At 33.2% G+C, this 25489-nt stretch carries 28 protein-coding genes; 15 read left to right on the top strand and 13 right to left on the bottom strand.

The genetic code is table 11. From position 1 onward, the window contains the following. Positions 1–126: 126 nt before the first annotated feature. Positions 127–552 (bottom strand): peptidylprolyl isomerase, encoded by a 426-nt coding sequence (locus tag MXE27_RS03645; RefSeq protein WP_248611047.1) that lies wholly within the window; start codon positions 550–552, stop codon positions 127–129. Positions 553–716: 164 nt separating this feature from the next. On the opposite strand from MXE27_RS03645, the gene MXE27_RS03640 reads away from it, so the two are divergent. Then, complete coding sequence (locus MXE27_RS03640) at positions 717–1892, top strand: acetylornithine transaminase (protein ID WP_248611046.1); 1176 nt, start codon at positions 717–719, stop codon at positions 1890–1892. Between the two features lie 15 nt (positions 1893–1907). On the opposite strand, the gene MXE27_RS03635 is transcribed toward MXE27_RS03640, so the two are convergent. Both MXE27_RS03635 and mgtA read right to left on the bottom strand, forming a co-directional pair. Next, positions 1908–2309, bottom strand: a complete 402-nt coding sequence (locus MXE27_RS03635; protein ID WP_248611045.1) for an NUDIX hydrolase — start codon at positions 2307–2309, stop codon at positions 1908–1910. A gap of 321 nt (positions 2310–2630) precedes the next feature. Then, positions 2631–5273, bottom strand: coding sequence for a magnesium-translocating P-type ATPase (gene mgtA, locus MXE27_RS03630; protein WP_248611044.1), 2643 nt, complete (start codon positions 5271–5273; stop codon positions 2631–2633). Between the two features lie 906 nt (positions 5274–6179). Between mgtA and lysA the strand changes: the two genes are divergently transcribed. The 3 genes from lysA to MXE27_RS03615 all read left to right on the top strand — a co-directional run bounded on the left by lysA (position 6180) and on the right by MXE27_RS03615 (position 10063). Next, the gene (gene lysA / locus MXE27_RS03625) at positions 6180–7469 is read left to right on the top strand and encodes a diaminopimelate decarboxylase (RefSeq protein ID WP_248611043.1); all 1290 of its coding nucleotides are present in this window, start codon (positions 6180–6182) and stop codon (positions 7467–7469) included. 28 nt (positions 7470–7497) lie between these two features. Next, positions 7498–8370: a diaminopimelate epimerase gene (dapF, locus tag MXE27_RS03620; RefSeq protein WP_248611042.1), complete on the top strand. Its 873-nt coding sequence runs from the start codon at positions 7498–7500 to the stop codon at positions 8368–8370. A gap of 85 nt (positions 8371–8455) precedes the next feature. Then, entirely contained in the window at positions 8456–10063 is a 1608-nt protein-coding gene (locus MXE27_RS03615) for a sensor histidine kinase (RefSeq protein WP_248611041.1), read from the top strand. Positions 10064–10073: 10 nt separating this feature from the next. On the opposite strand, the gene MXE27_RS03610 is transcribed toward MXE27_RS03615, so the two are convergent. Continuing rightward, the gene (locus MXE27_RS03610; RefSeq protein ID WP_248611040.1) at positions 10074–10433 is read right to left on the bottom strand and encodes a VOC family protein; all 360 of its coding nucleotides are present in this window, start codon (positions 10431–10433) and stop codon (positions 10074–10076) included. Between the two features lie 260 nt (positions 10434–10693). Between MXE27_RS03610 and MXE27_RS03605 the strand changes: the two genes are divergently transcribed. Both MXE27_RS03605 and MXE27_RS03600 read left to right on the top strand, forming a co-directional pair. Continuing rightward, positions 10694–11659 carry a tetratricopeptide repeat protein gene (locus MXE27_RS03605; protein WP_248611039.1) on the top strand — a complete coding sequence of 322 codons (966 nt, stop codon included), beginning with the start codon at positions 10694–10696 and terminating at the stop codon, positions 11657–11659. A gap of 16 nt (positions 11660–11675) precedes the next feature. Beyond that, on the top strand, positions 11676–12638 hold the full coding sequence (locus MXE27_RS03600; RefSeq protein ID WP_248611038.1) for a tetratricopeptide repeat protein: 963 nt from the start codon (positions 11676–11678) through the stop codon (positions 12636–12638). On the opposite strand, the gene MXE27_RS03595 is transcribed toward MXE27_RS03600, so the two are convergent. From MXE27_RS03595 to MXE27_RS03555, 9 genes are all read right to left on the bottom strand, one after another. Continuing rightward, positions 12639–12974, bottom strand: a complete 336-nt coding sequence (locus tag MXE27_RS03595; protein ID WP_248611037.1) for a DUF488 family protein, N3 subclade — start codon at positions 12972–12974, stop codon at positions 12639–12641. 161 nt (positions 12975–13135) lie between these two features. Then, positions 13136–13747, bottom strand: a complete 612-nt coding sequence (locus tag MXE27_RS03590; protein ID WP_248611036.1) for a HemK2/MTQ2 family protein methyltransferase — start codon at positions 13745–13747, stop codon at positions 13136–13138. A 7-nt stretch (positions 13748–13754) separates the two neighbouring features. After that, on the bottom strand, positions 13755–14072 hold the full coding sequence (locus MXE27_RS03585; protein WP_248611035.1) for a carboxymuconolactone decarboxylase family protein: 318 nt from the start codon (positions 14070–14072) through the stop codon (positions 13755–13757). A gap of 112 nt (positions 14073–14184) precedes the next feature. Further along, complete coding sequence (rsmA, locus tag MXE27_RS03580) at positions 14185–15060, bottom strand: 16S rRNA (adenine(1518)-N(6)/adenine(1519)-N(6))-dimethyltransferase RsmA (protein WP_248611034.1); 876 nt, start codon at positions 15058–15060, stop codon at positions 14185–14187. A 41-nt stretch (positions 15061–15101) separates the two neighbouring features. Next, positions 15102–15680: a DUF655 domain-containing protein gene (locus MXE27_RS03575; RefSeq protein WP_248611033.1), complete on the bottom strand. Its 579-nt coding sequence runs from the start codon at positions 15678–15680 to the stop codon at positions 15102–15104. 52 nt (positions 15681–15732) lie between these two features. Continuing rightward, the gene (locus MXE27_RS03570) at positions 15733–16068 is read right to left on the bottom strand and encodes an RNA polymerase Rpb4 family protein (RefSeq protein WP_248611032.1); all 336 of its coding nucleotides are present in this window, start codon (positions 16066–16068) and stop codon (positions 15733–15735) included. Positions 16069–16073: 5 nt separating this feature from the next. Then, positions 16074–16364 (bottom strand): 50S ribosomal protein L21e, encoded by a 291-nt coding sequence (locus MXE27_RS03565; RefSeq protein WP_248611031.1) that lies wholly within the window; start codon positions 16362–16364, stop codon positions 16074–16076. 232 nt (positions 16365–16596) lie between these two features. Then, entirely contained in the window at positions 16597–17826 is a 1230-nt protein-coding gene (locus MXE27_RS03560) for a tRNA pseudouridine(54/55) synthase Pus10 (RefSeq protein ID WP_248611030.1), read from the bottom strand. Between the two features lie 95 nt (positions 17827–17921). Continuing rightward, positions 17922–19250: a signal recognition particle protein Srp54 gene (locus MXE27_RS03555; protein ID WP_248611029.1), complete on the bottom strand. Its 1329-nt coding sequence runs from the start codon at positions 19248–19250 to the stop codon at positions 17922–17924. Between the two features lie 316 nt (positions 19251–19566). Here MXE27_RS03555 and hpt point away from each other — a divergent pair, with 316 nt between their 5' ends. The 9 genes from hpt to pcn all read left to right on the top strand — a co-directional run bounded on the left by hpt (position 19567) and on the right by pcn (position 25473). After that, on the top strand, positions 19567–20130 hold the full coding sequence (gene hpt, locus MXE27_RS03550) for a hypoxanthine/guanine phosphoribosyltransferase (RefSeq protein WP_248611028.1): 564 nt from the start codon (positions 19567–19569) through the stop codon (positions 20128–20130). A gap of 41 nt (positions 20131–20171) precedes the next feature. Next, the gene (gene dph2 / locus MXE27_RS03545) at positions 20172–21167 is read left to right on the top strand and encodes a diphthamide biosynthesis enzyme Dph2 (RefSeq protein ID WP_248611027.1); all 996 of its coding nucleotides are present in this window, start codon (positions 20172–20174) and stop codon (positions 21165–21167) included. A 206-nt stretch (positions 21168–21373) separates the two neighbouring features. After that, entirely contained in the window at positions 21374–21943 is a 570-nt protein-coding gene (locus MXE27_RS03540; protein WP_248611026.1) for an exosome complex RNA-binding protein Csl4, read from the top strand. A 63-nt stretch (positions 21944–22006) separates the two neighbouring features. Next, a complete protein-coding gene (locus MXE27_RS03535) occupies positions 22007–22264 on the top strand; it encodes a DNA-directed RNA polymerase subunit L (RefSeq protein WP_248611025.1) in 258 nt (85 codons plus the stop codon). Positions 22265–22369: 105 nt separating this feature from the next. After that, complete coding sequence (locus tag MXE27_RS03530) at positions 22370–22966, top strand: endonuclease dU (protein ID WP_248611024.1); 597 nt, start codon at positions 22370–22372, stop codon at positions 22964–22966. 63 nt (positions 22967–23029) lie between these two features. Then, positions 23030–23479, top strand: a complete 450-nt coding sequence (locus tag MXE27_RS03525) for an NUDIX domain-containing protein (protein WP_342765988.1) — start codon at positions 23030–23032, stop codon at positions 23477–23479. 151 nt (positions 23480–23630) lie between these two features. After that, the gene (locus MXE27_RS03520; RefSeq protein WP_248611023.1) at positions 23631–23945 is read left to right on the top strand and encodes a transcription factor S; all 315 of its coding nucleotides are present in this window, start codon (positions 23631–23633) and stop codon (positions 23943–23945) included. A gap of 18 nt (positions 23946–23963) precedes the next feature. Then, positions 23964–24557 (top strand): DUF308 domain-containing protein, encoded by a 594-nt coding sequence (locus tag MXE27_RS03515; protein ID WP_248611022.1) that lies wholly within the window; start codon positions 23964–23966, stop codon positions 24555–24557. A 181-nt stretch (positions 24558–24738) separates the two neighbouring features. Then, positions 24739–25473 carry a proliferating cell nuclear antigen (pcna) gene (gene pcn / locus MXE27_RS03510; RefSeq protein WP_248611021.1) on the top strand — a complete coding sequence of 245 codons (735 nt, stop codon included), beginning with the start codon at positions 24739–24741 and terminating at the stop codon, positions 25471–25473. Positions 25474–25489: the final 16 nt, after the last annotated feature.

Raw genomic sequence — 25489 nt, 5'->3', positions numbered from 1 at the left:
GCAAGATTAAAAATAAATCATTGAAATATAATTTTTTATTTTATTCCTTATTATCTTATGGAAAAATAATGAAAATTTTTTCAAAAAATGGCTTTAAATAATTTTCAAAAAAAGAAATAATAAAGATTATTCTTCAATAACCCTTACTTTGGTCATAACATCGCCTTGTTCAATGGCATTAACCACACTCATTCCATTGGTAACTTTACCAAATACTGTATGAACACCATCTAAGTGTGGTTGTGGTGAATGGGTAATGAAAAATTGGCTTCCCCCGGTATCTTTACCTGCGTGAGCCATTGACATCGCACCTCTAACATGTTTGTTTTCATTTATTTCACACTTTATTGTGTAACCTGGACCTCCGGTACCGTTACCTTTAGGACAACCACCTTGAATAACAAAATCAGGAATTACGCGATGGAATGTTAACCCGTCGTAAAATCCTTTGTTTGCCAATTCTTCGAAATTAGCTACAGTATTGGGAGCATCTTCTTCAAACATTACAAGTTCTATATTTCCTTTTGCAGTTTCAATAATTGCTTTTTTCATACTATCACCTTAAATTTGATGTTATTATATGCGTTTTACAAAGTACTTATTAATAACCAGAACCAATTAATATAAAATTGCCGGTAATATGATGGATATAATATTATATTATACTTGATATTTAGTGGCTTGAAAAAATAAATATTATTCTATAAGGTGATGTGATGAATACCCAGGAGATTATAGATTTAGACAAGAAATTCGTCATGCAAACTTACGGCCGTCAACCCTTGGCCCTTTCGCATGGTAAGGGAGCTGAAGTGTGGGATGTGGAAGGAAATTCGTACCTTGATTGTTTTGCAGGCATTGCAGTAAATAATGTGGGGCATGCCCATCCTAAAGTTGCGTTATCTATATGTCATCAGGCACAGAGGTTGATTCATTGTTCCAATGTGTATTATACTCAAGAGCAGGTCGAACTGGCCCAATTACTCACCAAAATTTCGCCACATGATCGAGTATTTTTTGCAAACAGTGGGGCAGAAGCCAATGAAGGAGCCATAAAATTAGCTCGTAAATACACAGGTAAAGGTGAAATCATAGCTACTGAAAATTCGTTTCATGGGCGTACATTAGCAACAGTAACCGCCACGGGTCAAGATAAATATAAAGAACCATTCAAACCATTACCTGCGGGATTCAAACATGTTCCTTATGGAGATATTCAGGCTATTTCTCAGACCATAACTGAAGATACTGCTGCTGTAATTTTAGAGCCAATTCAGGGCGAAGGAGGGATTATTATACCTCCTCAAGGATATCTTAGGGACGTTAAAAATCTGTGCCAGCATCATGATATTCTTTTAATACTAGATGAAGTACAAACTGGCTTTGGACGTACGGGTGAGATGTTTGCTTCTCAATTATTTGAGGTAGAACCCGATATAACTACTGTTGCCAAGGCTATGGGTGGAGGATATCCTATTGGTGCAATACTTGCTAATGAGAGAATAGCATCCGCTTTCACTCCAGGAGATCATGGCTCAACATTTGGGGGCAACCCACTAGGCTGTGCGGCAGCAAAAGCAGCTATAGAGGTTATTTTAGATGATAATTTAGCTTACCAATCTCGAGTATTAGGGGATTACTTTAAAAAGAAATTAGAATCACTAAAATCTAAATATGGATTTATAAAAGAAGTTAGGGGTAGAGGTTTGATGATTGGCCTGGAGATGACTATTTCTTGTGATGAGATAGTTAGTGAGGCTCTAAAAGAAGGACTTCTGATAAACTGTACTGCTGGCAATGTCTTGCGCCTGGCGCCTCCTCTGGTAATTTCTCAAGGAGAATTAGATAAAGCAGTGGAAATATTAGACCGAGTATTAGGAAAAATTTCCTGATTATTAAAAAATCATTCATATTTCTTTTTCTTTTATAAGTTCGTAGAACCATTCAGAAAGTTTTAAAGTTTTTATTTCATCTAAAAAAGCCCATTGGTATTCTTCATGTTCATGTGAAATCTTTAAATCACCTGAAATTACTTTTACATTCATAATGACATGTATTGAATGGGAGTAAGGTAGATCTTGCTGTGCTATTCCTGCTGCTTTTTTAAGGACAATATTCAGGTTAGTTTCTTCTTTAATTTCTCTAATCAGGGCTTTATCAAAATCTTCCTCTGGTTCCACTTTGCCGCCAGGTAATTCCCAACAGCAGGGATTACTACGAGAATCTCGTGAACGTTTCAAAATTAAAATTTTACCGTCTTGATTTTTAATCACGGCTCTAACTACAAGTTTAAATGGTATTTCTGTCATTTTATCATCTTGAATCTATTAAAATATTTTTAGGCAAGATAAAAACTATTCGCCCTAGTTCTCTGAAAGTGATAAATGCAGATTGCCAGGGGGCTTTTTATCAATTTTTATTTTTATAAGGCATTTTTCGATATCTGAAATATAAACTGCAAATTAATGGAGGGAATTAAATTATCAGGATAAAATGGATTACAATCTATTATTATAATAAATAAAACTAGGATTATATTTTATTATAGAAAATATTTAAAATTGATGGTTCTAAAAAAGGAGGATAATATTAAAAGTAGTATAAACCTTTCTTTTAATTATAACTCCGCATTATAACCATCTATTAAATTTTTGGATATATATTGTCTTCAATAATTGGGTAATTATGAAATACAATATTAATATACATATAAGCCATGGGAAGTAAGTAATGGGGAGTGCTTGTAGTCCGATTGCAGCCCCAACTGAAGTAAAGGGGAGAATAATCCCTATGGTCATAATGATTCCGGTCATCAATAAAACAGGAGTGGAAGCTCTGCTTTGAATGAATGGTATTTTTTTAGTCCTTATCATATGCACTATTAAAGTCTGGGATAAAAGTCCTTCAATAAACCATCCAGTTTGGAATAATGATTGAACCTCAATTGAATTAGCTGCAAATATATACCACATAACCCAGAAGGTTGCAATATCAAAGATTGAGCTAATAGGCCCAATAAAAATCATGAACCTCCCAATATCACTGGCATCCCATTTTCGGGGCTTTTTAAGGTAACTTTTATCCATGGTATCCCAAGGAATTGTCGTCTGGGAGATATCATAGAGAAGGTTTTGCATTAGTAACATTATGGGTAGCATTGGGAGAAATGGGAGAAATGCGCTGGCAACCAGTACACTGAATACATTACCAAAGTTTGAACTTGCAGTCATTTTGATATATTTGAGTATATTCCCAAAGGTGTTCCGTCCTTGAAGTACTCCTTTTTCCAGAACCATCAGATTTTTTTCTAATAGGATTATGTCCGCAGATTCTTTAGCTATATCAACAGCACTATCTACTGAAATCCCAACATCAGATTCCCTAAGTGCTGAAGCATCGTTAATTCCATCTCCTATGAATCCAACTGTATGGTTATTGCTTTTTAATGCATTAATGATTTTGGCTTTATCTAAGGGGGAGACTTTTGCAAATATGGTGGTATTTTCCGCTGCTTTTGCAAGTTCTTCAATTTTCATCTGCCCTATTTCATAACCCATCAGTATATTATCTATTGGCAAACCAACTTTTTTACAAATATTTTGGGTTACAAGTTCATTATCCCCGGTTATAATTTTAACTGAAATCCCATGTTCTTGAAGTGCTTTAATTGTTTCGGGAGCTGATTTTTTTGGGGGATCAAGGAAAGCTAAATATCCCATTAAAACCATATCACTTTCGTCCTGAACATCGAAAATGTTTTCTTCAGGAACATCATTTTTCTGGGCAACTGCAATAACCCGGAATCCTTCCTTATTAAATTTTTCTACCCTTCCATTAATTTCACTTCGAATTTCATCAGTTAAAAGCTCCACATTACCTTGATATTCAGCAAAAGAGCAAATATCAAGCATTTCCTCTACAGCTCCCTTTGTAATCAATTGTCTTTTACCTTCGTTGTTTTCTAATACTACTGACATTCTACGTCTTGAAAAGTCAAAAGGAATCTCATCAATTTTACTGTAATTGTTATTTAATTCAATGCATTCTTTTTTTGATCCAAACTCCAAAATAGCATTGTCCATCACATTTTTAAGGCCGGTTTGATAATAGCTGTTCAAATAGGCATGTCTCAATATTCTATCATCTTCGTTTCCATGTATATCTAAATGAAATTCAAGTACTATTTTATCCAGGGTTAGAGTTCCTGTCTTATCTGTGCAAAGAATATCCATGGCCCCAAAATTTTGAATTGAATCCAGCTTTTTCACGACTGTTTTGTGCTTGGCCATGGTCACAGCCCCTTTTGCCAGATTGCTGGTTACAATCATAGGGAGCATTTCAGGTGTAAGTCCCACAGCAATTGATACTGCAAAAAGTAGGGCTTCGACCCAGTCGTTTTTTGTAATTCCATTAATTACAAAAACAATTGGGACCATTACGACCATGAAACGAATTAAAAGCCAACTTACATTATTAACTCCTCTTTCAAAGCTTGTAATAGGGGCTTTTCCAGCAAGAGACTTTGCTATTGAACCAAAATATGTTTTATTACCAGTTGAAAGTACTAAAGCTAATGCACTTCCACTTACTATATTAGTCCCCATAAAGCAGATATTATCCAGATCGAGTACATTGATCTTGGTTTTTTCAATATTCAAAAAACTGCTGGTATTATATTTTTCTGAGGGCTCTGATTCACCAGTTAGTGCAGATTGACTTACAAATAAATCTTTAGATGAAATTATTCTCACATCTGCCGGCACCATATCTCCTGCAGAAAGATGAATAATGTCTCCAGGCACTAGATTGAATAAATCTATCTCCTGTTTTCCTCTTCCCTTTCGAATTACAGTAGCTGTAGTTTTTACCATCTTTTTTAATTTTTCGGCTTCCTGATTAGAACGATGTTCTTGAAAAAAGTGGAGCAAACCACTAATTAGGACCATAATAATAACCACAATGATTAATTTATAGTCCCTATCTGCAGGTGTAGCTAAAACAACATTCACTGTAAAAGAGATCAGAGCTATAAAAATTAATACGCCTATAAATGGATTTATAAATGATTTGAATAATTGTACATACCATCGTAATTGTTTTTCATATTTAATTTCATTTTTTCCATATTTTTCGAGGCGGGTTACTGATTCTTCTAGATTTAAACCTTCTGTTGATGTATTAAATGATTTAAATGTATTTTCAATGTCCATCAAGGAAAATTCGATTAAATTCCTTGAAATTATATTAGTTGCATCTTTTTTAGTTTTTTTCATTGACTAACCTCCCGAATGAGGTTTTTTCTGTAATCTTGCATTCTCTTAAAATAAGCTTAAGCTAAATAAATTTATTTAAATGAATTCTGTCGGGAGTTAAGTATGCAAAATAATAGATTAAATGATATATTTCACTTTCAAATCAATCTAAGATGGATATTACTTGAAAGAACATAAAAAATTGATTTACACACGTATTCTCCCATTCGATCCTGACTATTGCCGTCATCATCAATATCCATCATTCTCACCTCTTGAAAGTTAAATGTAAATTCACTAATATTTAATTCAATATCATTTTGGTATATTTCTTAATCATTATAAATGTTTGGGAAAATTACTAATATAATTCTAGAAAATGAGTATATTTCTAATATTTTATTAATTATCTGGTAATCCATGATTAATCTTTTTTCATTTGATTTTATAGTTTATTTAGTTATGAAAGCTGGAAATATAAATAAGAACGTTAGGTATTTAAGTAAAATCTATTTGGCTCCACTAATTACCCTTAATGAATCAAAAACAAATGCAAATTATTTTAATGTTAGTAATGATCATAATAAATGTTTATTTCATAAAAAAACAGCAATAGAAAAATTTGAAATCTAAAAACTAAACATAAACACAATTTTTAAAGTAAATTCTCAATTATGTTTAACATATCTGTCTTTTGTATTAAAAAAGAGAAGGTTTTAGTTTAAAACACCTTTCAATTTTAAATTCGTATTTATAAATTTAAATAGTAAGAAAGATAAAAAAATGATGTTAACTTTGGTTTTTTGAGGAACTGAAAAGAAAAACTCACAGTTAAAAATAGTGATAAAACTGAATTTTTGTTGTTTAAAAGACTTGATGTTAATTTATAATTAAATTATGTTGATAATACTCCGGGAGGATTTTAAAATGGGTTTTGATTTAGAAATAAATGAAAAAGGCAATCTAAGTATAGGTGGAGCTGACGCTAACCAATTAGCTGAGGAATATGGGACTCCTCTCTATGTTATTGATGAAATGAGGATACGCGATAACTACCGGAGAGTTTATAAAGCATTTTCCAAACATTATTCTGATTTTCAAATATTTTATGCATGTAAAGCTAATACTAACCTTGCAGTGATGCGCATATTAGAAGAAGAAGGTAGTGGCATTGATGCAGTTTCGCCGGGGGAAATTTACACATCCTTGCTGGCTGGATTCGATCCACAGAGGGTACTTTACACTGGAAATAATGTTAAAGATGAAGAAATGGAATTCGCAATTGAGAGTAGAGTTAGACTCAATGTTGATTCGGTATCTCAACTGAAAAGATTGGCTAAAATTGTGGATCCTGAAGAATTTAAAATATCTTTTAGAGTAAATCCTATGGTAGGGGCTGGCCACCATGAACACTGCATTACTGGCGGCGAAATGAGCAAATTCGGAATAATGGAAAAAGAAGCTGTTGAAGTATATAAAATGGCTCAAGATATGGGATTCAAGCCGGTTGGTATTCACACCCACATTGGTTCTGGAATACTGGACCCTGAACCATTCATGTTAGCAGTAGATACGTTAATGGATATAGCTGGCCTTATCGCTCAAAATACCGGAGTTGAATTTGAATTCATCGACTTTGGGGGGGGTCTGGGAATTCCTTACACTCCTGATGAACAAATATTAGATATTGAAAAATTCGCTACAGAAATCACCGGCAGATTCAAAGAAAAACTAGTTCATTACGGTTTAGGAAAACCTACTATGTGTATAGAACCTGGCAGGTACATAGTAGGAGATGCTTCATACCTTTTAACCCGAGTTAATAGTGTTAAACAGAGTTATCGTAAATTTGTGGGGGTTGATGCGGGATTCAATACTCTTCTTAGACCTTCGATGTATGGGTCTTATCACCACATTGTAGCTGCTAATAAGCCCCAAGAAGAACCAGTTGAAGAGATAGATATTGCAGGAAATGTATGTGAGTCTGGAGATCTTTTTGCCCGGGATAGGCCTATGCCTGAATTGGAAGAAGGAGATTTAATAGCTATAATGAATGCTGGAGCTTATGCATTTTCCATGGCATCACAGTATAATTCCCGACCTAGGCCTGCAGAGGTACTGGTAAATAATGGTGAATCTGATTTAATTAGAGAAAGAGAATCTTTTGCGGATGTTTTGAATAAACAAGTTTTACCTGCCAGATTACTAAAAAAATAATCCTTAAAAATCAATTAAAGTGATAATAATGAGCAATACTACTTTACTATTTTCAAAAATGCATGGTCTAGGCAATGATTATGTGGTTATTGATGAGTATGAAAAAGAGATTATTAGCGAAGATAAAAAAAGCGATGTCGTAGTTGAATTATGTCGTCGCGGATTTTCAGTAGGTGCTGATGGTGTTATATTTGTGTCCCCTTCTACTGGCGAAGCTGATATTCGATTTAGAATTTTCAATGCAGATGGAAGCGAAGCAGAAATGTGTGGTAATGGTATCAGATGTTTTTCCAAATTTGTTTATGATAATGGAATCATCAGAAATGAGAAAATAAATGTGGAAACCATGGCTGGTATAAAAGTAGTAAACTTGACTGTAGAAAATGGTAAAGTATCTTCTTGCAGAGTAGATATGGGAAAAGCCACTTTCAAAACAGAAGAAGTGCCAATGGATGTATCAGATGATGAATTTGTAGATCACTTCCTTAAAGTAGAAGGAGAATCACTGAAAATGACTGCGTTAAGTGTAGGTAATCCTCATGCAGTTATTTTTGTTGAAGATGCATCTCAGGTTGATTTGGATAAATTTGGGCCTGCAATTGAAAACCATCCTGCATTTCCACAGCGTACCAATGTCCATTTTGTAGAAATGGTAAGCCCAAAAGAAATAATCGTGGTTACTTGGGAGAGGGGGGCAGGTCCAACTTTAGCGTGTGGGACCGGAGCCACATCATGTGTAATTGCAGGTAATAAACTGGAAAAACTTGATGAAAGTGTGCTTGTACATTTGCCTGGGGGAGAACTACAGATTGATGTTTATCAAGATGAAACTGGATTAGGGGCTTTCATGGAAGGAGATTCAGTACTTGCTTTTGATGGTATAATGGTCATTGACCTTTAATGCCATTTCTTTTTTATTTTTAGAATTTTTTTATCAATTTAATTAACTATAAGTATTAACTATTATAAAAGAAAAGATGATTACAATGAGATCAGGATTTTCTTTTGGAGATATAATTGATAAAGAAAAAACTAGGGATATCTTGTTAAGTTTCTATAAACTTACAGGAATTCCATCTACTTTAATGGATCTTGACGGAAACATACTGGCCACTAAAGATGGAAAATTGATTGCTGCGGGTTGGCAGGATATATGTTTGAATTTTCACAGAACCAACTCCCAAACTCTTGAAAATTGTGTTCAAAGTGATACTAAACTCTCTAATCAATTATTAGCAGGAGAGTCTTATTCTTGTTATAAATGTTTAAATGGGTTGATAGACATAGCTGTCCCGGTTTATATCGGAGGAAAACATAAAGCTAATATTTTAACCGGTCAATTTTTATTTGAAGAAGCTGACATTGAATTTTTTAAAAAACAAGCTGAAACGCACGGGTTTGATGAACAAGAATATTTAATGGCCCTCAATAAAGTGCCGATTTTTTCTAAGGATTTTATAAAAGAGGGTATAGATTTTCTTTTGAAATTGGCAGTAATCATAGGGGAGATGGGGCTCCGCAAAAAAAAATTGCTAAAAAGCAATAAAAAGATGAAAGAAAATGAAAAACGATTAAGAATGATTTCTGCTAATATTCCAGGCATAGTCTATAAGTTTATTTTAAAAACGGACGGTTCTCACAAAATTTCTTACATAAGTGATGGATCTTATAGAATAACCGGACTAAAACCTGAAAAAATAACAGAGGATATAAATAATTTATATAATCTCGTCCCTGAGGGGGATATGGAACAAATATTTGCAGCTATTCAAGGATCTGCAGAAACTTTAAATGACTTCAGCACGGAATTTCGTACTCTAAATAAAAAAACAGGTTTTGTCTCATGGTTACATGTCCATGCCACACCTCAAAAATCAGATTCAGGAGAAATATTGTGGTACGGTGTGGCTGTCGACATAACTGAGCGTAAATATGCAGAAAAGGCCCTTAAAGACTCACTTAAAGAAAAAGAGATCCTTTTAAGCGAAATTCACCACCGTGTTAAAAATAATATGCAAATAATTTCCAGTTTAATAAGCTTACAAGCAGGATATTTTCAGGATGAAGAAGTTTATACGGCTTTTCTGGAAAGTCAAAATCGTATTAAATCCATGGCCATGGTGCATGAAGGGATCTATCAATCTAATCGCCTTTCAGACATAGACTTCTCGGAATATGTTAGTGAACTAACTCAAAATCTTTTCAATACTTATGGGATAAATGCTATGAAAATAACTGTTAAACAGGAGGTCAATGCATTTTTGAATCTGGAAACAGCTATTCCACTTGGTTTGATTATCAATGAATTGATTACTAACTCTTTAAAACATGCATTCCCGGGTGATAGAGGAGGGGAAATATTAATCAAATTGAAATCTCAAAATGACGAATATTTACTTCAAGTAAGTGATAATGGGGTAGGAATGTCAACAGATTTTGATTTAGCAAATTCAGATACTTTAGGGATGCAACTTGTATATTCTCTGATTAATCAGCTAGATGCAGATTTGAACATAGATACTACTAAAGGAACATCTTTTAAAATAAAATTTGATGAATTTGATTATACTGAAAATTTAAAATCTGTTAAATAAATATTAGATTTTAATCCATATGTGGTTCCATTATCAGGAAAGCATTACCTTCTGTATCCTCAAAAGAACCCATAATACCTATTCCTGGAATTGTCATTTTAGGTATCACTGATTTTCCACCGCTTTTCAGAATTTTAGTAGCAAAATCATCAAATGATTCCACAGCAATAGTATTTCTCATTTGATCCCCCATCATTTTAGTCATGATGGCTCCATTTATTCCGGCTTCACTTTCATCACCAGTGGTGATTAACCAGTAATCAAAAGGCCCCTCCCATTTTTCTATTTCCCATCCAAAAACTTCCTGGTAGAATTTCACGGCCCTTTCAGGATCATCGGCAGGTATTTCAAAATGAATAACTCTTGGCATATATTTTCACCCCTGTCATATAATCTGTTTTTTGGCATGAAAATGTTTTATTAATAGAATATTATTTGAAAAGAGTATAATTTGATGTAAAGATCTTGGTAAATTAAAAAATCATAAAAAATAAAATTATTTTCCAACCTATGGCTGGCACTTATAATTAGGAATAATTTTAACTGGCATGTTTACCCACTCTTTATATATCAAATAAAAGATATTCTTTAACTCACATTCATTTTATAATATTATTTTGAGGTAATAAATTGACTAATAATCAAGTTAAACAACTTTATTCAAAAGGTTCCGAACTCATGAGTCTCGGTAAACTTTCAGAAGCATTAAATTATTTCAGGGAGGCTGTAGAAGCAGATCCATCATGCATGGAAGCCCATATTGAATTGGGATTTCTTTTAGGAACTTTAGAAAAATATGATGAAGCCGTAAAAATATTTGATCATGCACTGGACATTGAAGACAATTTTCCTTGTTTTTTTGGAAAAGGCTTAGCACATTTTTTTCTGGAAGATTATGAAAAATCATTGGAAGCATTTCTGGATGCTCAAGAAATTGGAGAAAATGAGGATCTTTGGTATTATCTGGGTAACCTCCATTTATCTTATTCAGAAAACTGTGAAGGTGCTATAAACTGTTTTGAAATTGCCCTATCTATGGATGAAAATTATATTGAAGCGTGGAATGATTGTGGTGTAGCTTACAGCATAATGGAAAATGATGAAAGAGCATTAGAATCTTTTAAAGAGGCATTAAATATAGATGCTAATTATATTCCGGCTATTTATAATATGGGTGCCACTCTAGCTGATATGGGGCGCTACGAAGAGTCATTAGAGTACTTGGACATAATTTTAGAAATAGAACCTGATAATTTTAAAGCACTATTTTATAAAGGAAATGTGCTGTATTTCATGGAAAAAGAAGAAGAATCATTAAAATATTTTACTAAAGCATTAAAAAAAGATAAAAATCAACCTGATCTGTGGAACTATGTTGGTTATATTCAAAATAGTTTGGGTCAGAATCATGAGGCTATTGAATCTTTTAAGGAAGCTATTAATTTGCGTCCCGATGATGAAAATAACTATTTAAGTTTAGGAACCGTGCACATGGATTTAGGAGATACGGAAAAGGCTTCAGAATGTTTTAAGAAGGTTCTTGAAATTGATCCCGAAAATGAGGAAGCTCAATTTTACATGGAAAAAATAGATTAATTAAATGAGGGATGACATGACTCAAAAAAATGCTCAGATTTTCTATGAAGAAGGATTAAAATTTGCTGAATCAAATATGCATGAAAAAGCAGTTGAATCCTTTAAAAAAGCTTTAGAAATAGAACCGCTTTTTCAAAAAGCATACAGTGAATTGGGTTATGCTTTAGGGAATTTAAACCAATATGGGGAAGCTTTAGAGTCTTTTGAAAAAGCATTAAAAATCGAAAACACTCCTGCTGCTCTTTATGGGCATGGTTTGACTGTTTACTACATGGCTGATTATCAAACAGCTATTGAATCTTTTAAAAAAGTTATTGGATTGGATGAGAGCCAATGGGCTTATTATTATCTTTCTAGATGTTATTTTAATCTACAAGAATATTTTAATGCTTTAGATGCATTGGATAAATCAATTGCTTTAAACCATGATTTCATGGAGGCCTGGAATGATAGGGGCGTAATTTACAGTATTTTAAATGAGGATGAAAATGCCTTAAAATCATTCCAGGAAGTTTTGAAAATAAAACCGGATTATGAACCTGCAATCTACAACCTGGGCACTACTTTAGCAGATATGGGTCACTATCCTGAAGCTTTAGAATGTTTGAACCGGATACTGGAGAATGATCCTAAAAATTTCAAGGCTCTATTTTACAAAGGGAATGTTTTATTCCTCCTTAAAAAAAGTGAAGAAGCACTAAAATTGTTTGAAAAAGCACTAAAAATTGATCCTCATCATAGTGAAGTCTGGAATTATCATGGGTGTGTTCTGGCCAGCATGGGAAAAAATGAAGAGGCAGCCCAATCTCTACAGCAGGCCCTTAAATTATATCCCCAATATGAAGCAGCACTAATGAATCTTGGTGTTGTGTATAGGGCATTAGAAAATATAGAAGAAGCTTTGCAGTGTTTTGAAAAAGTATTGCAGATTAATCCCGATAATAGTGAAGCTTTAAAAGAGATAAATGAATTAAAATAATTATCCGTGAATTCTCCCAACACTACTTCTTATAACTCGGGATTTCCCATCCAGATAATTTTTTAAAATTAGAACATTACCCTTTTTTTCACTCCAGTAAACAAGAGTTAATTGTTTTTTAACTCGTTCTAGTAATTTTAAATGTTTTATAAGCTTAATCTTCTTTTTTAGCTGGGATAAATATTCTTCAGTATTTTTCTCAGCAGCTATTTCTTTAAACCATGCATTAATTTTTAATTCATCTCTTGAAAATTCAACAGGCCAGGTGCTATCCACTAAAATTCTAAATCCATCATCGTCTGAAACAGGTTCTGATGCTTTTTTTATTTTTATCATGGAATCACGGCTTTAAAGTATAAATCTTGATATTTAATTCATGATACTATTATTTATTTGACAACTAAAAAAACTGATTAATTTAATATCATAAATTTTACTATTGGTGAAATAAATTTTTTTCATTTCAGAATAGCTTTTAAAGAAGAAAACAATCATATTTAGGATTGTTCATTTACTTTAGAATAGAAACCAGTTATAACCACAATTTCTTCAAAAAAGAACCTTTCAGAATCAGTAATTTCAACGTCAAAGTTCATTTTTTCCAATCTTTCTAATGTTTTTTCATTATCTGAAAGGGATGACTGTACCAGCTGCACCCGACCACCATCATTTAAATAATACTTTACTTCATTTAAGAAAAGATCAATTACTCTTCGACCGTCTGCACCACCATCCCATGCAGCATCTAATTCATCCCCTACAATTTCATCTTTTGATGAGGGGAGATATGGAGTATTAAATAAAATCAGATCAAATTTCTCATTTTGCACTGGCTGGAAAAGGTTTCCTAGATGGAATTTTATGTTGTTTATATCATTTAACTCCATATTGGCCCGGGCACATTTCACGGCGTGGTGATTAATATCCGTTGCTATTACTTGAGAAGCTTTTTTGGATGCAGTCAATGCAATTAAACCAGTACCCGTACCGATTTCCAGTACTACTTCTCCTTCACTTAGAATTAAATTATCTGCAAGAAGAAATGTGTCTTCTGCAGGCGCATAGACCTTAGGACAGGTTTGAAATTTTAAATCTTCATAATAAAACATTTCATCACTAAAACTCAATTTCCATTTCGAATCCTTTTTTTGCAGCAGGAAGGCACTCTAGAATAGTTCCTAGCCCAGAAAGATGCAGGTTCATAGCCACTGCGCCTTTCACTTCTTCCCAACTCGCACCAGTCTTTTTAGACATAGCGGCATGCATTTGAACCCCTTTAATATTTTTGTTAGAGGTTTGAATGGCTATATTAATTAATTGTTTTGTTTTAGGGTCTAAACCGGGCAAATCTTTTTGTGCTTCAATTAACTTATTGAAATTTTCAAATAATGAGGGTAATTCTTCTTTAAAAAGTTGGTAGGGATTTTCATTCATACTTGATTCTCCATGAAAACATAAAACAATTTTACTAAAATTAATTATGTGTAACAATATAAAATATTTTTATAGAATTTAGTTAATTGAAAATTAAGAAGGGTGAAATGATTCAGCCTGGAAAAATTAATTTTAAATTATTTGAAATCTCTAAAATTTGCTCTGGAGATAATTTAAATACTCGCTCTTCAAGAAAATCATTTTCAAAGCTTAAATTCAGCTGATTTAATATTTCTTTAACTTCTCCCTTACCCATAGCATTGATCTCATGGAAAGATTCTTTCAGGGCTTTTTTTGCTTTTTTTCTTCTATGCTGGAACAATGCACGGCAGACAGATGCAAAAAAATCATCTATTGTCACTTCATCAATGGGAGTTAATTGAACAACAGCAGAATCTACTTTAGGCGGAGGTATGAATGATTGTGCAGAAACATGATCTAGCATATTCACTTGTGCCAAGAAGTACATCATTACTGAAAGTCTGGAATAGTGTTTACTTCCTGCAGGAGCATTCATTCTTTGAGCAAACTCTTTTTGATACATTAAAATAGCAAGATCAAAATCATACTTTAAAAGCTTGAAAGTAATGGGGGATGAGATTTGGTAGGGTAAATTAGAAACAATCTTATTAAAATAAGGAAAATCAAGTTTTAAAGCATCACAATTAATTAAATTTACATTTTCTAATTTTTCTTCTTCTAATCTTTCTTCTAAAATTTTAAAGATTTTAGAGTCCTGTTCAATGGCCACAACATGGCCTGCCTGATGTGCCATGGGAATGGTTAGTGTACCAATACCTGCTCCTATTTCCAGAACAGTATCTTTAGAGTTTAATCTAGCAAAATTAAGTATTTTTTTCCTTTTAAAATCATCAATAAGATAATTTTGCCCTAATTTTCGGTTTAAACGAATTCCATGTTCATTTAAAACTTTTTTGGTTTCTTGGGCCAGAGAAAAAGTCCCTGATTCTCTTTTATTAAGGGACATTTAACTTCTCCTTGAAAATTAAAAATAAATAAAAAAATAATTTATCTTGGCCGGGCTGGTGGTCGGGTAAATATTATATATTTTCTTTTACCCCTTTTTTCTCGGTCGGCATCGAGTTCAAGCAGTACTCTTTTAACTAAAAGCTTAACAGGGTCAGACATCATCGGAACTCTGTTTTTTATATCTTGAAAGCTTTCAAAAGGTTTCTCTTCTCTGGCTTTTATGATATCCCACATATGCTTTTTCCCAATACCTGGTAAAAGTTCTAATTGATGCAGCCGGGTACTGATAGGTCCTGCGTCATTAAAAAATTGGATGAACTTTTCTTCTTTGGATTTTACTATTTCTTCAATTACATATTGTAATTCTACTCGAGCAGTAGCAGTTAAATCGTCATGAACTAACCTACGATTTACTCTGGAAATCTTATCACGCTGACCTGAACCGATATACACTTTCTCATGTATTTCTATATCTTCTCCTGCTTTAGGAGAGAGTTCCAGCAGAGTAAATTCTTCTTTACCTATAGCTTGAGCTACAGGTTTTCTTTTAAATGTAGAAAAACCTTCCTTAATATATCCTAATGGAAGGTAATCGAGGATAATAGCATAATCTTCCATCCAATCACAAACTGCTAATTGGGGTTATTTCCCCTGGACCATAGAATAGACTCTATTCAGTCCGGTATTTATCAACTATCTTCAGGATTTGCTCCATATCTTCATTTTTTATAGGGATCCTTTCTTTGGCAAATAATAAACGTAGATCTGCCAGATCCTCTGGGAGCATATCAGTTATACGAACTGCATATTTCTTTTTTAGCAATTCTTCTAGTTCTCCTATGAGTTTATTGGAATCTTCCAATTCTAATTTGGAGAACTTGATTACATGATCCAAAGTTAGATTTTGTTCGTAAGTTAGATCATGTTCTGCTGCAAATCCTTCTAATATCTCTTTCACTTCGGCAGTGGGAACTGGTTCAGTTTCCAGTACCTTTTTCCCTATCATGGGAATCACTCTTGTATTTTCAAATGTTCTGGTCTTACAATTAATGTTTTCGCTTTGTTACCATCGTTTAAAGCTATGACGTAAGCTCTTCCTCTGCCTTCAACCACTCTAGCAGTTTTCCCATGGAATCTGGGGTGGGGCTGTCCTTTGTGCACACTTGGATCGATTATAATATGAACCATGTCATTTTCAGAGAATCTTTGAATTTTTTTAGTTATTGGATTGGACCTACCTGGTCTTTTAGTTGTTTGAAGTTTATGTCTTGTTTTACTTCTAAAACCTCTTGATCTTCTCATTTATTTAACCTCCATAATGGCCATAAGGCCTGTAAACGTTATAAAACTGTGATTAACAGCAGATATCACAGAATAGGCGATCTATATTTCTCGATTTCGTATAATTTTTAATTGACAGAGAAAATTCGGATGATAAGTAACATGAAAAATTTTTCATCATCATACCTATTAGGATTTGATATTTATTGTAGGTACTAATATATATTTCCCTATCGATAGATGGTATTAGTTTTTAGCTCCCTACTTCTAAAACATTAAGAGTTAAACATCGGGCTGCAACTCCAAAAATTTGACTAACGTTTGGTTGGGTCCTTTCTTCATCTCCAGATATGAGTTCTTTTATATACAGTCCACCTTGACCTTTTATAATTAATTCTAAACACTTAGGACTGATAATTTTTCCTTTAATATTCATCACTTCACGGGTTCGAATTTTATCTGCTCTTCTGTGAGAAACACGTATGGGGGTACGCTGCTGTATTATCTGGAGATTTTGAAGATCATTCAATTGTTCAGTGCTGATTTCATCTTCTAATTCTACAAATGCCTGGTAGATTTTATAAGTATCGGGTGACGATGTTTTTATCTCAGCTTTACGTGATCTAAAAGAATATTTTAAATCTAAAACTTCTACTTTACCTTCTGCAGATTTATTTATATCTTTTTGAAGTGTATCTAAATCTAAATTTCGCCGCCGAGGTTCTTTTATCTCTAATACAAATGGTCGGCCGGTTCCTAACATTTTAACATCTATATCTTCTCTTCCAGCTCCATGAAATTTAGAGTCACGGCTGTGACTCATTTCTAAAACTGGTGCAGATATGAGTTCTTCAACGGACTCAGAATACATTTTGCCGGTGAAATTACAATATTCACAACCTTTCCCTCTGCATTTCCTACAAGGCCATTTTGTTTGAGGTATTCCACGCACCAATTTTCTGTAACGTCCTTCTAAAAAGAGAGGGTTTATCTGAATTCTTACTTTAGGGGCTTTTTGTTTCAAATCAACCATTATTACTAAATTTGGCGAGTCAAAATCCACTTCTTTTTTCCATCTACTTTCTAATATTTTTCCAAGCTCACGATTTAACTCTTTTTTAATGCTTTCCACTTCAATATCTAACTTTTCACTTAATTCGTCATCTTTTTGAATTAGTTCAGGGGTTAAAATACTACCTACTAAAAAACTAAAAAATTCTAAATCCAGGCTTTCAATCTTTGATTCAATGGTGTCTGCCAATAAATTTAATGTTTGGAATATGCATCCGCAGATAGAACAATTATCTTCCACAGGTAGATGTTTATCAGTTAAATCCATTAAATTTCGGATTTTTTGACCTCTTAATTCATTGCCAGGGCCTTCAATATCTTGAGAGAATTTTCTTCCTAAGCAGTGATTGCATATTTTCCCTTCTGTGATTTCTATTATTTTCAATGATTTATTTTTAATTTTAACATCCATTATATTCGACCTTATATTAATTAATTTGAATATATACTCTAAAAATTAATTTAAATTAAAAAGAGAAGGAATCAATGTAATTCCCTATTATTTATTCATCGCATAAACTGCCGCATAAGTTGCCCCATAGGACCACTCATCTTACGGCGACCAAACCCTTTCATGGCTTTTTTGGTGACGTTATAATATTTTATAAGTTCTTTAACATCTTCATTTTTCATTCCGGATCCACGGGCAATTCTTTTTACCCTGGACTGTTTAATTACTTCGGGATGTTCCATTTCTTGATTGGTCATGGAATTCATAATTATTTTATACTTCCCAATTTTTTCTTCAGTCATTTGTGAAGCGTTCTTAGGTAATTTTCCAGTCCCAGGCATCATGTTCATGATCTGCTGCATAGGTCCCATTTTTCCCATCATTTCAAACTGGGTTTGCATATCTTTTAAAGTGAACTTTCCCGAAAGCATGGCATCCATGGTTTCTGCAGCAAGGTCTTCTTCTGCAACTTCTTCTGCTTTTTCCATGAGAGTTTTGAGATCTCCCATTCCTAAAAGCCTAGAAATAAACCTTTCAGGATCAAATGCTTCAAAGTCATCGATACGTTCTCCAGTACCAATAAATTTTATAGGGGCTCCTATTTCCGCTACGGCAGATAATGCTCCACCCCCTTTAGCTGAACCATCTAGTTTTGTTACTATTATAGAACCAACTTTAGCTGTTTTGGAAAATGCCTGGGCTTGATCTTTGGCCTGTTGACCAATGGTCCCGTCAATAACCAGGATAGCTTCATTGGGGTCCACCACAGCAGATATTTGTTCCATTTCATCCAGAAGATCTTTTTCTTCTTTGTGTCTGCCTGCAGTATCGAATATGATTATGTCCTGTTTTTTAAACTGTTTTAAACCTTTTTTTGCAAGATCCAGGGCATCTTTATTTTCTGGTTCTCCATAGAGGGGCACATTCATTTCCTGAGTAAGCTGTTTCAGTTGTTCGAATGCAGCGGGTCGCCAGGTGTCAGTACAAACCACAGCAGGATTGAAACCTTTTTTTTGTAAGTAGCGGGTAAGTTTACCAATGGTGGTAGTTTTACCACTTCCCTGCAAACCTAAAAAAAGAATTTTGTAGGGTTTTTTATCTATTTCAACTTCCTGGGCTTCTTCTCCAACTAAATTTACCATTTCTTCATAAACTATGGTTACTATATGTTCTTTGGGAGTAATGCCCTTGGGAGGTTCTTCTTTCAATGCTCTATCTTCAATAGATTTAGATAATTTGAATACCAATTTGATATTCACATCAGATTGAATTAAAGCTCTTTGTATGTCTTTTACGACTTCCTTAACCATTTCTTCATCGACAATACTCATGCCTGCCAATTTTTTCATGGTTTTGGTAAGATTTTTACCTAAATTGCCTAACATCCTCTCACCTTAAGTGAAATGATAAATGATTGATTATTTTCATTGATTTAATAAATATGTTCCAAACACATCTTACTTTATTTTTAATTTATGTATTATATAATAGATTTATACTAATTTTTATATGTCTAACTCATAAGAATATTATAATTATTAGAATTACAATTTATACTTGTGTATTAAAGAATTACTGAATAATTTAAATCCTTTTAAAACAATGAATATTTTTATTGATAAAATTCATTTAATTTCATTAACCTAATAATATTAAATTTTATTAAATCATCCATTATTAATCAATGAAATCGGTGAGATAATGCTGCAAAAACTGTTAAAAAGTTTAGAAAAAGCACCTATAGTGAAAAAAGGCGAATACGATTATTTTGTACATCCTGTTACAGATGGAATCCCTCTTACTGAGCCAGAAGTTCTTAGTGAAATTGCAAAAACTGTTAAAAATGTTTCTAATATGGATGTAGATAAGATTGTTTGTATGGAAGCTATGGGCATTCATCTAGCCACGGCGCTCTCTTTAGAAACAGGATTACCGTTTGTGGTAGTAAGAAAACGTCAGTATGGTCTTCCTGGTGAAGTCGCTGTCCATCAAACAACGGGATATAGTCAAGGAGAGCTTTATATCAATGGTATTAATTCCGGAGATAAACTATTGGTAATTGATGATGTGGTAAGTACTGGTGGAACAATGCTTGCAGTATTAAATGCTCTTCAGAAGATGGATGTAGATATTGTAGATGTTATAGCTGTAATTGAGAAAGGACAGGGCAAAGAAATGTTGGAGAAAGAAACTGGGTTGAATATTCGCGCCCTGGTGAAAGTAGATGTAATTGATGGGAAAGTTTCTGCTGAATCTCTTTTGTAATTCGTTTCAAAGTTAAGATATGATAAAAAACGGGAAATCACATGTCTTTGTATGATTTAGATATAAAAAGAGCTATTAAAAAAATTAAAGATTTAGATGCTCAAGTAGTAGGATTACAATTTCCGGACGGACTTAAAACACATGCTACATCAGTTGCTCGTCAGATTGAAGAAGAAACCGGAGTCACAGTAATTATATCAGCAGACCCCTGTTTCGGGGCGTGTGACGCTGCTGATCAGAAAATGAATGGATTAGTTGATTTGTTAATTCATTATGGGCACACTTCGCTCCCTATTAATTATTCCACGCCTGTGATGTTTATTGAGGCATATTCTCAGGTAACTATCGAAGATTCTCTAAAAGAATCATTGCATTTATTACATGATTATCATAAAATTGCTCTGGTCACTACTACTCAGCATTTGCATCTTTTAGAGGATGTGAAAAATTATTTGTGTGAACACGGTAAGGAAGTGGTTATGGCGCATGGTTCCAGTACCAGAACTGGCCAGGTACTTGGCTGCAATTTCTCTTCTATAAAAAATTTAGATGTTGAATCTTATCTTTATATTGGGAGCGGAAATTTCCACCCTTTAGGAATAAAACTTTTTACACATAAACCGGTGATTATTGCTGATCCGTATCAGGGCGAAGCCAGAGATATAGAAGAATTTGCAGATCGCATACTGAGGGTAAGATTTGCTCGAATTACAAAAGCTAAGGATGCAGAAAATTGGGGAGTAATTGTATCTTCTAAAGAAGGTCAGTTCCGTATGGATATGGCGCGTACTATTAAAAATAATTTAGAAGAAAAAGGAAAATCTGCTGTATTGATTATAATGGACAATGTCTCTCCAGAATTATTGTTGCCTTTCATGGATTTAGATGCATTTGTGGTCACGGCTTGTCCTAGAATTGCTGTTGATGATTCTGCCATGTATAAAAAACCATTAATAACTCCTCAAGAATTGGAAATTGTTATTGATACTAGAAAATGGGAAGATTATCAATTGGATGAGATTTTTTTCGGGCAATAACTTTTTAAATATTAGAATTGTATTGGCCTATTTTTAACATGAATCATGCCTTCAGTTCAACTTAGAAAATTTAGGGATAAGTAATATATAATAGAATAACAAACATCATTACATTCTAAAATATTTTTAAAAAATCGAGATGATTTACATTTATAAGAATATTTTTAAAATCATCAAAACACTTGTTTTATAGTAGAGGTGAAGGGATGAAAGCAAAAGTTGGAGATTTTGTTCTACCAGGAGATTTTTTAGCCGTTAGTGAGGAATTTATTCCTGCTGAAGGTGCGTATGATGACAATGGAAATATAAAATCTTTGGTAGTAGGAACTGTTGAACGGGACGATAAAAATAAACGTATATCCGTTGTTTCACCTACAAAGTCATTACCTATATTGAAAAAAGACAGCCATATAATTGGTCAGATAATGGAAGTAAGGGGACAAAGAGCCCTGGTTAAAATAAAATCTCTTAAAGAGAATGATAGGGGATTACAAGCATCTTTTGTAGGGGGAATCCACGTATCACAGGCTCAAAAGGGATATCTTGCAAAATTAACTGATGCTTTCCATATTGGGGATATTATTGAAGCTAAGATCACTAAAGTGGTTGGATTAGATAACATAGATTTGAAAACATCCCAAAAGGATTTGGGTGTGGTAAAAGCTATGTGTACTCGTTGTAGGCACTTTATGGAGAAAACAAGTAAAAATGAAGTTACTTGTCCTAATTGTGAAAAAAGAGAAAAACGAAAACTTTCAATAAATTATGAAGGATGATAAACATTAATTAATGTTTATTATCATTATTTTTAATTTAAAATTATTTTAACGAGGTATACTATGGAAATTATTACTAATAAACGATATGAAATGGAAGTATTGATTGAAGGGGAAACCCATACCCTGTGTAATGCAATACGTAAAATTATAATGGAAGATAAAACTGTTAAATCAGCTGCTTATGCAATTGAGCACCCAATTGTAGGTGAGCCTAAGCTTTATATAAAAGCCAAAAGCCCTAAAAAATCACTTAAAGCCGCAGCAGAAACTTTAAAAGAGAGATCTGAAGAATTCAAATCTTTAGTAGAAAAAATATAATAAAATTTTAATTTTACTACAGGTTTCTTTTTTTATAAATTTATTTTCTGCAAAAGATTGCAACTATTTTAAGATTAAAAAATTTATTTCTTATTAATATTTATTATGAATAATCAAAAATTCAGAAAAATAAAACCTGAAATACGAATATTGGGTATTGACGATGCACCTTTCACACCTCACAAGGAAGGAGAAGTTTTGATAGTTGGCACAGTATTTCGCGGAGGTTTTTGGTTAGATGGGGTTTTAACTACTCATATTCAAGTTGATGGCTCTGACTCAACTAATAAAATTGTCACTATGGTATCAGAATCTAGGCAATGGGGGCAAATACGGGTTATCATACTTGACGGAATCACATTTGGGGGTTTCAATGTGGTGGATATTCGGGAGATCTATAAAAAAACAGATATTCCAGTTATTGTAATTATGAGAAAGATTCCTAAATTTGAAAAAATAAAGAAAGCACTACAAAAATTTCCGGATTGGGAAGATAGATGGGATAATATTAAAAAGGCTGGAAAGGTCTATGAAGTGAGAGCCAAAGAACCTATTTTTGTACAGATAAGTGGTATTGATTTGGATGATGCTATTGAAATAGTAAAACTTTCTACAACTCGCAGTGCAATACCTGAACCAATTAGGGCAGCTCATATTATTGCTGCAGGTGTAGAAACTGGTGAATCAAAGGGGAATGCATAATTGAAGTTCAATCTTATCCACATTATTAAAAACTTTTTCATGGTGGTATAAATTACAGAAAATGTGTTTAATAATCCTCTTTTAACTGTGGATGTGGTCATTTTATGTCGTGATGAAAAAATAATCATGGTTAAAAGAAAAAATAATCCTTATAAAGATTTTTGGGCACTTCCAGGGGGATTTGTGGAGTATGGTGAAACTGTGGAACATGCAGCTTGTAGGGAAGCCTTGGAAGAAACAGGTCTGGAAGTAGAATTAGATTCATTAGTGGGGGTCTATTCTGAACCTTCTCGAGACCCAAGAGGTCACGTTATAACTGTTTGTTATCTTGCTAAGTATAAATCTGGTAAATTAAGAGCAGATACGGATGCGAAGGATGTTTTTAGATTCAATAAATCTGAGTTGGTGGAAATGGATCTGGCATTTGATCATAACAAAATATTGAATGATGTTTTTCAAATTTTTGAAAATAAACCAGAATTCACAATAAATTCAGATAATTATATACTGTAGTTTTAAATAAAATAAAAAAAATAAAATAAAAAAATATTATGGAATATTATGAAATGTTTTGAATTAATTAGATATAAAATAATAATATTTTATATGGATTTTTTCAAATCCAACTATTAATTAATCTCATGTTCATCTAAGGAGGATCAAAATGGAGTTTTGCCCTAAATGTGGAGCTATTATGTTTCCGAAGGACGACACTTTCCAGTGTAAATGTGGTCATAAAAAAGAGATCACCAAGGACCTTGCAAACAAGTATGAGGTTTCAGAAAAAGTAGATACCAAAGACAATATAATTTTCACAGGAGACGATGTGAGAACATTACCGACTACTAGATCAGAATGCCCTAAATGTAAGAATATGGAGGCTTTTTGGTGGTTGCAACAGACAAGGAGAGCAGATGAATCTGAAACAAGGTTCTTAAGATGCACTGCTTGTAAACATACTTGGCGTGAGTATGATTAATTAAGGGGAGGGGGACAAGTGGTTACTAAAAAGCCAGATAAGAACAATAAAGGGGATGAGAAATCAAAATCTTCTGTTTTTGGTTTGGTTAAATCTATGGCTGATAAGTTAGACCCTGACTTGGAGACGGATGATCAAAATGATAAATTAAATGACCCCTCCAAAAGTGATGTCAGAGTAAAACCTGAAAAAGAATCTACAAAAACAAAAACAGATTCTAAATCCCAAGATGATGACTCTGATAAGTCTTCAACTTATAATTTAAAGTTAAAATTCCGTGAATTATCAAAACTTTTACAAGAAGATAGGGAACGAGTTCTTAAGATTTTAGGGGTTATAATTGCGGGATTTTTTATAATTACTGGTATTTTCTTGATTTTAGGTTCAGCAGATAAAGTTTCAGATAATGTTATATTCGGAGAAAGAGCAGTTACTTCTGCTTTTTTCGTGATAATTGGAATATTGATTTTAGCAGGGGTTTTTGCCCAGAATATCATGAAAAAAACATCTTTTGACAATATTTATAATCAAGTTAAAGTAGCAGAAGAAGATCCTTCATCAAAATCAGAGGATGATTCATCGTCTGGAAAAGAAAAGAAGGAGAAAAATTAAAATTCTTTTGATAAATAGGAAAGCATAAAAGTTGTTATAAGAATATTTATTTTAGATTTTAACTCTTAATCAATGAATAAATATTAATTATATAAGAATAAATATTGGTTTAATAAGGGAGTTAGTGAACTATATGTTCATCCGTATTTAATTGGATATTTATATGAGAAGGAGGATGAAAATGTTTAAAGCAGAGTTAAGCGACCCTAACATATTGAAAACAAGCTTTGATGCCATTTCTTCCATCGTGGACGAAGTACAGATACAAACTGATAGTGAAGGCCTGCGGCTGGATGCCTTGGATCGAAGTCATATCACATTCGTGCACCTGGAACTTAAAGCAAGTTTATTCGATGAATATGTTTGTGATGAGCCAGAAAAAATCAATGTAGACACTGAAGAACTAATGAAGGTTTTAAAAAGATCTAAAGCTGATGATAGGGTTTACATGTCTCTGGACGAAGGAAATTTCATTTTAACTTTTGAAGGCGAAGCTAAAAGAAGATTTAAGATAAGGTTAATTGATATTGAGTATGAAGCACCTAGCCCTCCTGATTTAGAATATCCCACACAATTTGAAGTTCCTTTCAGCCTTTTGAAAGATTCTATACAAGATATAGATATTTTCTCTGATAAAATTGCCTTAATGGTGGATGGTGACAGATTTAAAGCATCTGCTGAAGGTGAATTTGGAGATGCAAAAATTGAATATTTGCATGGAGAAAAAATAGAAACTGAGGCTCGATCAGTATTCTCCCTCGAAAAAATTAAGGAAATGCTAAAGGCAGATAAATTTTCAGATATTGCTTCAATATATCTTGGTGATGATATGCCTTTAAACCTTAAGCTGAAAATGATTTCTGATGAAGGAGAATTAAGCTTTTTACTCGCACCTAGAATAGAAGCAGAAGACTGAACTAAATTATTAATCT

The organism is Methanobacterium alcaliphilum, assembly GCF_023227715.1.
Classification (GTDB): domain Archaea; phylum Methanobacteriota; class Methanobacteria; order Methanobacteriales; family Methanobacteriaceae; genus Methanobacterium_E; species Methanobacterium_E alcaliphilum.
The sequence above is the reverse complement of the archived record's forward strand: the minus strand, read 5'-3'. Positions and strand labels throughout refer to the sequence as shown.